Source organism: Aurantimonas sp. 22II-16-19i (genome assembly GCF_002088275.1).
Taxonomy (GTDB): Bacteria; Pseudomonadota; Alphaproteobacteria; order Rhizobiales; family Rhizobiaceae; genus Jiella.
In genome coordinates this window covers 1-9462 of the sequence record NZ_AQQS01000065.1, presented here as the reverse complement: position 1 = coordinate 9462, position 9462 = coordinate 1, and the positions used below count along the sequence as shown (strand labels likewise).

Genomic DNA, 9462 nt, shown 5'->3' with positions numbered 1-9462 from the left:
CCCTCGGATGTCAGTGGCAGTGGCGTATCCCCCGCCTTGTCACCAGCCGACAGCCCGAAATGGCGCCCTTCCAGGATGGCTGCTGTGGCGTCGCGCACGGCGAGAAGCGTCTTGCGGGTCTCACAGGTCTCGACGTCGCGGCAGTCGTCGCATTGGCGATAGGCGGTGCGGCTGGCGCAGGGTGCAAGGGCGAGGGGCCCGTCGACGACCCTCAAGACGTCGGCAAAGCTGATCTCGGCGGCCGGTCTGGCGAAACGATAGCCGCCCATCGCCCCGCGTGTGCTTTCGACCAGACCGGCCTTCTTCAGGTCGGCGAGGATCGCTTCGAGGAATTTGCGAGGGATCGCCTCCTCGGCCGCGACTGTCGCCGCAGAGACCGGGGCGGCCCGCGGCGCGATGTTCAGCATGGCCCTGATGGCGTAGCGCGCGCGTTGTGAAAGCATCGGGCCGGCTTACGCCGTCGAAGATACCGGCGCAAGAAATTCTAGGAAGTGCATAGGAGCTGTCCGGGGAAGTGACCGGCCAGGCTTATGCCATTGCGGCACAGACGGCGGCGATCAGGGCCGACATGGAAGCCCTGAAGCAACACACCGAGGTCGTGAAGGATCAGATCTGCGCCGTCCTGACGCTCGAAAAGGAGATCGAGGAGCTGCGTCACGAGATGGGGCGCCGCCGAGACTGATCGCATCACGACCTCACAACATCGTCCGCTGGCTCATCCCGAATAGGCGGTACTCGCCTTTGCATCGGGCCGTTGCGGAACATACGCTTATCTGCCAAAAAATCGCCGGGGCCTTAGCAAAACGTGTTTGGAAAAGATGACTCATACTCAGGTCGTTCAAGGCTCGAATGGTGATTGGACTTTCATTCTGCCGGACCAGATCACCCTCACCCAGGGCGACGGGACGGGGCCGCTGATCCTTGATGGCACGCAGCAGCCGGCATTGGTCTTCAACATCCATTACGACGTAGCGGCATTCAACAATCTCGCCGGCCTCCTGTCGATCCAGGTTCTGGAGCCGGAGAACAATGCCGACAGCGGCCTCAACGGTTTGCGCGGCTCTGCGGCCTTCAATTTCTTCAATGAACTCGGCGTTCCCATCGAAGACGGTCCGCTGGGCGCGCTCGGCATCTTCGTCGAAGGTCCTGGCGACATCGATGATCCGGCGACCGACGTCTACCACACGACCTACGCCCATGTTCATGGGGTGGAAGAGAACCTCACGGACACGCCGCTCGGAACGAACACCTTCGACAGCGGTCTGGCGATCACGCCGGGCGAGTATCTCGCGCCCAACGTCATCACCGTCAACGGGCGGATCCCAACCTTCGCCACGGGCGAGTTGTGGCAACCGGTGACGCTGCACCAGCGGCAAGTCATCGACAAGGATGACTACTTCACGATCAATTTCTACGTCAAGCCGGGCGCCGTCCAGCAAGTGCCGGGGCAAAAGCCTGTTGCGAGTGCCAATTTCTCGACGAGTTACAGTCTCTCCACGGATGCGCTTCCGCACTATGCGTTCTACGCGAACATGTTCGATCCCGGCGTTGGATTGAATTCGCTGGGAGACATACTGTTTTATTCGGAGAATTCCATTCAGATCGGCTATGACGACGGCGATCAGGGAAATTATACGATCTATACCGGCGATTTCAAGTTCGAAGAGGATGCGAGCACAGGAAATGTATTTCTAGTCGAAGGGTTTATTTCCCAGATAGATCATCAGTATTACTATCATGACTATTCGGTCACCCCGGAAGTGTACTATTCCGGCCTTTGGACCGCTAGTTCCGTTGGAATTACGGCTGCGGAGGCGCGGGATCTTTTCGGCCAGGATTTCAGCGAGCGGATATTCCGCGGCAATGACACGTTGAAGGGATCCACCGAGGCCGACCGGCTGTTCGCCTTTGCGGGCAACGACATCCTCATCGGCGGGGCCGGGGCGGACCAACTCAATGGCGGCACTGGCAGCGACACGGCCAGTTATGCAGGGTCGCTCTCCGTCAGGGTCAACCTGACCAATGGCCGGGGCAGTTTCGGCGATGCCGAGGGCGACGTGCTGATCGGCATCGAGAACATCACCGGCTCGGAGCGGGCCGACACGCTCCTCGGCAACAGCGGCGCCAACGTCATCAATGGTGAAGGCGGCTTCGACGAGATCCATGGCTATGCCGGCAACGACCGCCTCTATGGCGGCAACGGTCTCGACAAGCTCTACGGCGACTTCAACGCCGACATGCTGTTCGGCGGTGCCGGAGGCGATACGCTCAGCGGTGGCGCCGGCCCCGACAAGGTCTATGGCGAATCCGGCAATGACAACATCGTCGGCGATGCCGATGGCAGCGAGGACGTCTATGACGGCGGTACCGAGATCGACACGGTCGACTACGGCGCCGTCGCGTCCGCGATCAACGTCAACCTGTCCCTGAACTTCGCCATGGGCGCGCCGATCGGGACCGACCGGATCTTCGCGGTCGAGCGCATCCTTGCCGGGGCCGGCAACGACAAGCTCACCGGCAACGCCTTCACCACGCTCCTCAGCGGCGCCGGCGGCAACGACGTCATCGTCGGCGGCATCGGCGACAACAAGCTCTATGGCGGCGACGGCCACGACAACCTGCGCGGCCTCGCCGGGTTCGACCAGTTCTTCGGCGGCAACGGCAACGACCGGATGCAGGGCGATTTCAACGCCGACACCTTCATCTTCGCCAACGGCTTCGGCAGGGACGTCATCGCCGACTTCGAAGCCCTCAATGCCGCGGAGCAGATCGACCTGTCCGGCGTGACGAACATCACCAGCTTCGCCGACCTCGCAGCCAATCACCTCAGCCAGGTCGGCGGCAACGCCGTCATCACCGATGGCTTCAACACGATCACGCTGAATGGTGTCGCCATCGGTGATCTCGACGCGACCGACTTCATATTCTGAACTGGTTCTCAGATAGCTTGATTGCCCGCCGCTCCTCAGGGGCGGGCGGGCTCTTTCGCATCAACTCTGGGGGCCTCCAGGCGCGATACGGCCCGCACGCGTCCCCCGTCGTGCTCCCGAAAGCCATTTCCGCTGCACCTCGCGTACCGGCGAGCGTGCACCCTTCGCCACGTCGGCGCGCGCTTCCACCTCCATCTCCACGATGCGATCGGCCGCATAGGCCTGCATGTCGCGAACAACGTCGCTGTCGGCCTGCTTCTTAAGCAGCTCGGGCAGCGCCATTCTCTTGTCGATCATCGTCGCCTTCGTTTCCGGTTCCAGTTGTCGCAACCTGAACCTTCTCGAAGATCGGCAATGACCGCCAGCGTCACCGTCGGCCGCGCACGGCACTACGCCGAAGGCCCGCGCGCGGCCTCCTACACCACCACCACCAGGGAAACGACACGCGAGGATAGCAAGCGGTCTGTATCGAGTGATGAGGCATGCACACGATCTGGCTTGGGTAACAATTCAAGTCGGTCGCCATATGTGAGCAGGGAAGAGGTTGCTGAATTCCCTCCCTCCCATCTCCAAAGAACGGCAAAGAGGCATCATCATGCGTGCGATGACTGAAACAGCGGCCAAGTCTCGTTTCGTCTATCATCCGGCCGGTGAACCATCAGACTCCGCCTGTTTGAATACTTTGCCTGAAACTGCCAGCGATGCACCAAGGCTCGTTTCGTCGCTGTTCTCGATCTCAAAAAGCATCCGCGCCCTGACACAGCTAATGATAGCGGAAATAGGCTTCTACAATGGTCAGGATGAACTCCTCCTCGCCTTGGATAAGGATGAGCCCATCACCGTTTGCACCCTTGCCGACAAACTTGCTGTTCGACCTTCTACTGCTTCAAAAATGATCAGCCGGCTCGTCGAAAGAGGAATGATTGAGAAAATCCGTGATTCTCGTGATAGACGAAGAACTATGGTGCGGATCACATTGGCAGGTTTAGAGGCGCAATGCATGCTGTCTGAAATTAGGGATGACCTTGAGGGTCAATTGATAATATCTCTCCAAGACGACGTTCAAGCCGTACAAGCAGCATTCGAGAGAATTTCCCATATTCTCAAGAAGCGGCTGAAACGGCTTCGTTGAGATGAAGGGACGGCTGTACATCGCCCGGCCGCCCTTTGGTTGCGTCCAGTGGCCCATGGTATTTCAACCGACATGTCGGATTCGAAGCGTGGCGCTGTCATATGAACAAGTCATCGGAGAAGGGCAGAACGCTCAACAATATACGCTAATTGTTCACGGAAGAGGATGCGCAAACACTCAGTCTCTTCGTCAGTCGGATCGGCGCCCTGCTCGATCGACCAAAGCCTCCGCGGAGCGATCCCCGTAGCGACAGAAATCGCGTCAATCGTGAAACCGGAGCAAAGACGGGCACTGTTCAGGCTGAAAGGCGTCGGCGTGTGGCGAGACGCGAAAGCATCATCGGAGTCGCTCATGCCGATCCGTCGATCACGCAGCCTTCGGTGTTTCGGCCACAAAGTCCGCCGAGCCATCCGCTGCAAGTTCGAATAACTCAGGCAGATCGCAGCAGAAAGCCAGTTCCAGGGCTTCGTCGGCCGAAAGCACCCCAATTTCCAGCAACCTGACAATCTCATGCGGCAACATCTGAAACGGTCTCCGAAAACGCTTTTGCTCGTCTAGACGACCATGTTCAGTTTGTCACCTTTAAATCCCTTGAACTGATAAAAACCCCCGCCCTCAAAGCCTCTGCCGGTCATTTCGGAGATCACGTCCGCTCCTCTACTCGTTGGTCTTGAACGCGGGCACTGACGCCCTTTCGATCGCCGTCGTCACCGCTGCGGCTAGATCCTCTTCCCAGAACGGCTTGTTCAGCATAAGCAGCTGAACATCAGCTTCCGCCGGCAGTTCCGCGTAACCCGTCGCGAGGATCAGCGGCATGTCCGGGTATTCTGACTGGATTGCTTTCGCGAGTTGCAGTCCGGTCATCTTTGGCATTGCCTGATCGGTGATCACCAGGTCGACCGCTTCTAGCTGGACGATCCGAAGCGCCTCCGCTCCCGAACTCGCTGACAGGGCTCGGTGTCCCATGTCCTCCAGCATCGAAATCGTATTCGTCAGTACGAGCGGATCATCGTCTACGGCTAGTATGGTGAGCGATATAACCGGCGCGGGTGTTGCCATTTGACTATCCTCTGGCTGTTCCGGGGAGGGCTCTGCCGCGTCCGCGACAGGAAGCCAGATCTCGGCCGTGGTGCCTTCTCCCTTCCGGCTGTTAAGCACCAGGTAGCCTCCCGATTGCTCAGCAATCCCGTGCACCATCGACAGGCCCAACCCTGTGCCTTTGCCGATTCCCTTGGTGGTGAAGAATGGCTCCGCCGCGCGTGTGAGCGTTTCGTCGTCCATTCCCTCGCCGGTGTCGACCACTGCCAGGCAGACATAGGTGCCTGGCGACGATCTCGTTCCATGCTTGAAATGGATCTCCGCCTGACGAGCCAGGATGGTGATGACGCCTCCTTCCGGCATCGCATCCCGAGCGTTCATGACGAGGTTGAGAAGCGCCAATTCCAGCTGATTGGCATCCGTCAGCGCCGGGGGAAGAGCCAGCGGGAACTGCGTCTGGATCTGGATTTGAGGACCGACCGAGCGCTGGAGAAGTTCGCTTATCCCGCCCACAAGAGCTGGAAGCGCCACCGGGGCGAGCGCAAGCCTTTGGCGTCTGGAGAAGGCGAGCATGCGCTGTGTCAGCGCGGCACCGCGGCGGCCAGCTGCAACTGCGTTTTCGAGGAGGGCCACCATCTTGGGATCTCTGGGGATCCGCTTCCGCAGCATCTCAAGACTGCCGAGAATGGCGGCCAGCAAATTGTTGAAGTCGTGAGCCACGCCCCCGGTCAATTGGCCCAGTGCTTCCATTTTCTGGGACTGGAACAAAGCCTCTCGCGCCCGTTCGAGAGCTTCCTGCGCTTCCTTTCGCTCCGTGAGATCGCGTGTCACCTTGGCATAGCCGACGATCTCACCGCTGGGGTCACGAATCGGGTCGATGATCACATAGGCCCAGAAGTGCGAACCGTCCTTGCGCACCCGCCAGCCTTCACTCTCGAATTTGCCAGCAGTTGCGGCAGTCTGCAGCGCGCGGCTCGGCAAGCCGGAAGCCTTGTCCTCCTCGGTGTAGAATCTGGAAAAGTGCTCCCCCAGAATTTCCGATGCTTCGTAGCCCTTGAACCGCCGCGCGCCCGGGTTCCAGCTCGTTACGATCCCGGCGGGATCAAGCATATAGATGGCGTAGTCCGTGACTGCTTCGACCAGGATTCGATATCGTCCCTCCTCAGTCAGAGACGATGCGAACCGCTCAACTTGTTCCATCCGAAGTCTCTCCCAGCGCCCATGCTCATCTCGCCCGATAGACGGCGATCGGCCTCGCGGGGCTCAGCGTCTAAATGCTGCACCCAACGGCTGGTGTCCACCGGCTCATCCCATTCGGATAGAGGCAGCGAGCATCCGTAAGAGATCGCTCGGTTTGTCTGAACAGCCTCGGCGGCTTGATAAGTAGATCGTCTGCCGGGTTTACGCGGCTGCGTGAACCGGCTGGTTGAGGTAGGTCTGGTCGGGCGTTTTTCCTCCCAGCCGTGAATGCGGACGTCGCCCGTTAAAAGTCGAGGTATCTGCCGATCGACGCGTAGGACTGAAGCCAATCGGTCTCCGGGAAAGCCGGTGCGGTTCAATGCCAGGACAGCGTCATGGCGTGGTCACGGAAAGCGCCGAGGTTCTCGATGCTCATTCCGTAGCTCACGGCTTTCTCTCAAGTATCGACCGCAACTCGCGGATCGCAGCGTCGTTCGAAAGGTGATCGCGGTAGGCGAGAATCAGCCCACCGCCGGCCATGACAATGGTGATCGCTGCGTCGACGTCATCTGAGCGTGGGCATTCGTAGAGCGCTACCGCCCAATTCGCCCAGGCGCGCATTTCTTGGCAAATCGTCTTGTAGCGGTCGACGGCCGCTCGGCGTCCTGAGAAACCTACTGCGCTAAACGCTGCATCGCGGCGCCAGCGGATGATGAATGCCATTGGCTGCCTCCCGAGAACAGCGTTCACGACGCTACGACCCCGCCGGGTCTAGAGGGCAATGAAAGCCTTGAATGCCTTCAGTCGTCGGAGAACTCTGCAGGAACGTCACCGGCCTTGAACAGCAAACGGGGCTCTTCCATCGTCTCGCCGGTTTCGTCATCGGCCAGCTGTTCGAACGCTACCGCTCCAACGTACCGGCTAGACTCAGCCAAGCGCGCCGCCTTCGACATTGCTTCATTGGCGGTCTTTTCCTGCGTCGTCTGTCCTGAGACCAGTCGTCGGCCTGTCTTCACAAACGCTTGCACCACGAAGTAGGTCTTAGTTGTCATCGTCCGCACCACCTGTTTCCCTCGCTGGGCCAAGGTCGGGCGAAATTCTCCGATAGCAAGACGGCGCCGACATCCCATCCATTCCGAAGGCGGATACGGTCAATCGTGCGGCCGATTTCTCCGGTGTCGATAATTCGATGACGAACGCTCATCACGACGCGCGGTCGATCTTGGGCCTGTTGCGCGCGCCGCCGGCGCGGGCCAAGGTCGAGTGACGAAGGCGCTGGATCAGTTTTGGTCCAGCCAGCCGGCCTTCAGGGTCAGCGATGCCATGAAGATTATTTTGTCACCTGCGTCACGAACAGACACGGTGATAACATGGTGGTCCCCATCCGGAAGGACGTCCCTCGCCACATCCGGGAGTGCGTCGATCGCCGCATCGCGAGCGGCGCTCAGCGTCGCGCAATCGATGCCCATGTCGTCGATGCTCGACCTGTGCTGATCCTGAATGTCGAAAAAGAACCGAGGCATCCGACTCTCCGGGGGATGAATCTGCTGAACGATTAGACGCCCCCGGGTGCATTTCGATCCGACTGCCACGGCAGATTATCGGTCGCTGTCTATCTACGCTGCCTGGTGTCGAGGTGCAGATACAGCGGATCGAATTCCGCAGCATGATGCAACCGGGGCAGGTCGTGCACGATCATCTCCCTCCGGTGGAGCGTAATCAGCCCTTCCTCGCGTAGATCCCGAAGCGTCCGGTTGATCTGCACTACGCTCAAGCCCATCGCATCTCCGAAATCGGCCTGGGTGATGGGCATAGGAACAGGATCCTCGCCCAAGCCTACTGCGTCGAGCCGGGCATGGAGCTCGCACAACATGTGTGCGACGCGAGCGTGCGCGGTCAGGCGCCCCACGCACCGTACCCATGTGCGGGCAACCGCGGCATCGATCAGAGTTTCCCGCCAAAGCGCATCAGCCACGCGGCGGTTGCGGTGGCATAGTTCCCGCATCGCCTTGTGAGGAATTCGACCAATGCGCGCCGGCGTGATCGTCGCCAGACTGTGGTCCATGGTCGGCAGGTGCAGCGTCTGTAAGTCCGGAATGTCGCCCGGAACATAAAAAGAGAGGATCTGGCGTTTGCCGTCGCGCGTGTGCTGAAAGCGGATCAGGAAGCCTTCGAGGAGCAGGATGCACTGTTCGACACGCTCCCCCTCATGAGCGAGGGTCTCGTTCTTTGCGACGTCGTGAACATCAACCGGAAGATTTCGCAGTTCCGCAAGTTCTGACGTCTCCAGTCCTGCCGAGCGCTGCAGTCTCCGGATAAGGATCTCGATCGGGTCAGGGCTGTTCGGCATCATATCTCCGGGTTCAATGCCACAGCCATAGCTCGCGTTTCCAGACCGATTTTGATCGTCTGGCGGGCCGCGAGCTTATGGGCAGGGAAGCAGCGCACGGCTAATTATGGGTCCGTCAGGATGTCGCGAGCTTTGGCATATCATTCGATCCGCCTCTCGTCTCAATTGCCGAGCCGCGCAAGAGCTTTCCCATCGCGGGTCTTCGCCGTCGCGATCGCTGTCAGCATTGGTTTTAGCGGCAGGGCCATGTTGGTGGCACACCTTGGTCGCAGAAATCAGCGAGACTTCCGATCGTTGTCATGCCCCACTCGGCATCGACAAACCATTAGCTGCGTGGCAAGCGACCCGCTGGATCATTGTGAACTATCAGCGTTCCGAGCAATACGCTTTAAGCCGGCTATTTCAGCTGCCGCTCTCTCGCGTTCCCGTGCGCCGTCCGCCAGCCATGCCATGCATTCCGGTCGCTTTCAAACCGGCCCTTATCCGTCGCCAGTCGAGCAGCCTTCATTTCCTCGTCCGCGTCATCCGCGCGCGCCTGGCAATTATCTGCCTTTCGCCGCTGGCGTACCCGGCATATACGGCAGCCGCGCAGAATGGCGCCCTCGCAACCTTCACGCCGCCCGCAGCATGCGCCGTGCGAGACGCCAAGCGCCCTGTCCGATAAAGGACTGCGCCGAAGGATCGCCCTGGCACGAGGCCGCCCACGCAGGGCCGCCGTCGCCCCTGCCGGGAGGTCGGCGGCGGCTTTCCCGCCTCCGGCAGCCGGACTGCCGAGAAACGGGTCGATGGTCCGATCGTCGATGTGACCGGCGGGAGCCGTTCTAGTGGATTAA

At 60.0% G+C, this 9462-nt stretch carries 11 protein-coding genes and 1 pseudogene; 3 read left to right on the top strand and 9 right to left on the bottom strand.

Going from position 1 to position 9462, the window contains the following annotated elements; all coding sequences use genetic code 11:
- Nucleotides 1–443, bottom strand: a 443-nt coding sequence (locus ATO4_RS26410; protein ID WP_083595076.1) for an Rrf2 family transcriptional regulator, incomplete at its 3' end; no start/stop codon positions are given.
- A 71-nt stretch (nucleotides 444–514) separates the two neighbouring features.
- On the opposite strand from ATO4_RS26410, the gene ATO4_RS28010 reads away from it, so the two are divergent.
- Nucleotides 515–682, top strand: coding sequence for a hypothetical protein (locus ATO4_RS28010; RefSeq protein ID WP_176223195.1), 168 nt, complete (start codon nucleotides 515–517; stop codon nucleotides 680–682).
- A 136-nt stretch (nucleotides 683–818) separates the two neighbouring features.
- Nucleotides 819–2930 (top strand): calcium-binding protein, encoded by a 2112-nt coding sequence (locus ATO4_RS26405; RefSeq protein WP_139802724.1) that lies wholly within the window; start codon nucleotides 819–821, stop codon nucleotides 2928–2930.
- 129 nt (nucleotides 2931–3059) lie between these two features.
- Here ATO4_RS26405 and ATO4_RS26400 read toward each other — a convergent pair.
- Nucleotides 3060–3227 (bottom strand): annotated as a pseudogene (locus tag ATO4_RS26400) (IS256 family transposase); the annotation flags it as partial.
- Nucleotides 3228–3525: 298 nt separating this feature from the next.
- Between ATO4_RS26400 and ATO4_RS26395 the strand changes: the two are divergent.
- Nucleotides 3526–4062, top strand: coding sequence for a MarR family winged helix-turn-helix transcriptional regulator (locus ATO4_RS26395; RefSeq protein ID WP_083595073.1), 537 nt, complete (start codon nucleotides 3526–3528; stop codon nucleotides 4060–4062).
- Between the two features lie 110 nt (nucleotides 4063–4172).
- Here the strand turns inward: ATO4_RS26395 and ATO4_RS27540 are convergent, their stop codons facing one another.
- From ATO4_RS27540 to ATO4_RS26375, 7 genes are all read right to left on the bottom strand, one after another.
- Nucleotides 4173–4415 (bottom strand): hypothetical protein, encoded by a 243-nt coding sequence (locus ATO4_RS27540; protein ID WP_139802723.1) that lies wholly within the window; start codon nucleotides 4413–4415, stop codon nucleotides 4173–4175.
- A gap of 13 nt (nucleotides 4416–4428) precedes the next feature.
- Nucleotides 4429–4584 (bottom strand): hypothetical protein, encoded by a 156-nt coding sequence (locus ATO4_RS28005; protein ID WP_176223194.1) that lies wholly within the window; start codon nucleotides 4582–4584, stop codon nucleotides 4429–4431.
- A gap of 135 nt (nucleotides 4585–4719) precedes the next feature.
- On the bottom strand, nucleotides 4720–6300 hold the full coding sequence (locus ATO4_RS26390) for a PAS domain-containing sensor histidine kinase (RefSeq protein ID WP_083595072.1): 1581 nt from the start codon (nucleotides 6298–6300) through the stop codon (nucleotides 4720–4722).
- A gap of 423 nt (nucleotides 6301–6723) precedes the next feature.
- Nucleotides 6724–7002, bottom strand: coding sequence for a hypothetical protein (locus ATO4_RS27535; RefSeq protein WP_139802722.1), 279 nt, complete (start codon nucleotides 7000–7002; stop codon nucleotides 6724–6726).
- A gap of 77 nt (nucleotides 7003–7079) precedes the next feature.
- Nucleotides 7080–7331, bottom strand: coding sequence for a hypothetical protein (locus tag ATO4_RS26385; protein WP_083595071.1), 252 nt, complete (start codon nucleotides 7329–7331; stop codon nucleotides 7080–7082).
- A gap of 228 nt (nucleotides 7332–7559) precedes the next feature.
- The gene (locus ATO4_RS26380; RefSeq protein WP_083595070.1) at nucleotides 7560–7802 is read right to left on the bottom strand and encodes a hypothetical protein; all 243 of its coding nucleotides are present in this window, start codon (nucleotides 7800–7802) and stop codon (nucleotides 7560–7562) included.
- An 89-nt stretch (nucleotides 7803–7891) separates the two neighbouring features.
- A complete protein-coding gene (locus ATO4_RS26375; protein ID WP_210191153.1) occupies nucleotides 7892–8629 on the bottom strand; it encodes a Crp/Fnr family transcriptional regulator in 738 nt (245 codons plus the stop codon).
- Nucleotides 8630–9462 lie beyond the last annotated feature (833 nt).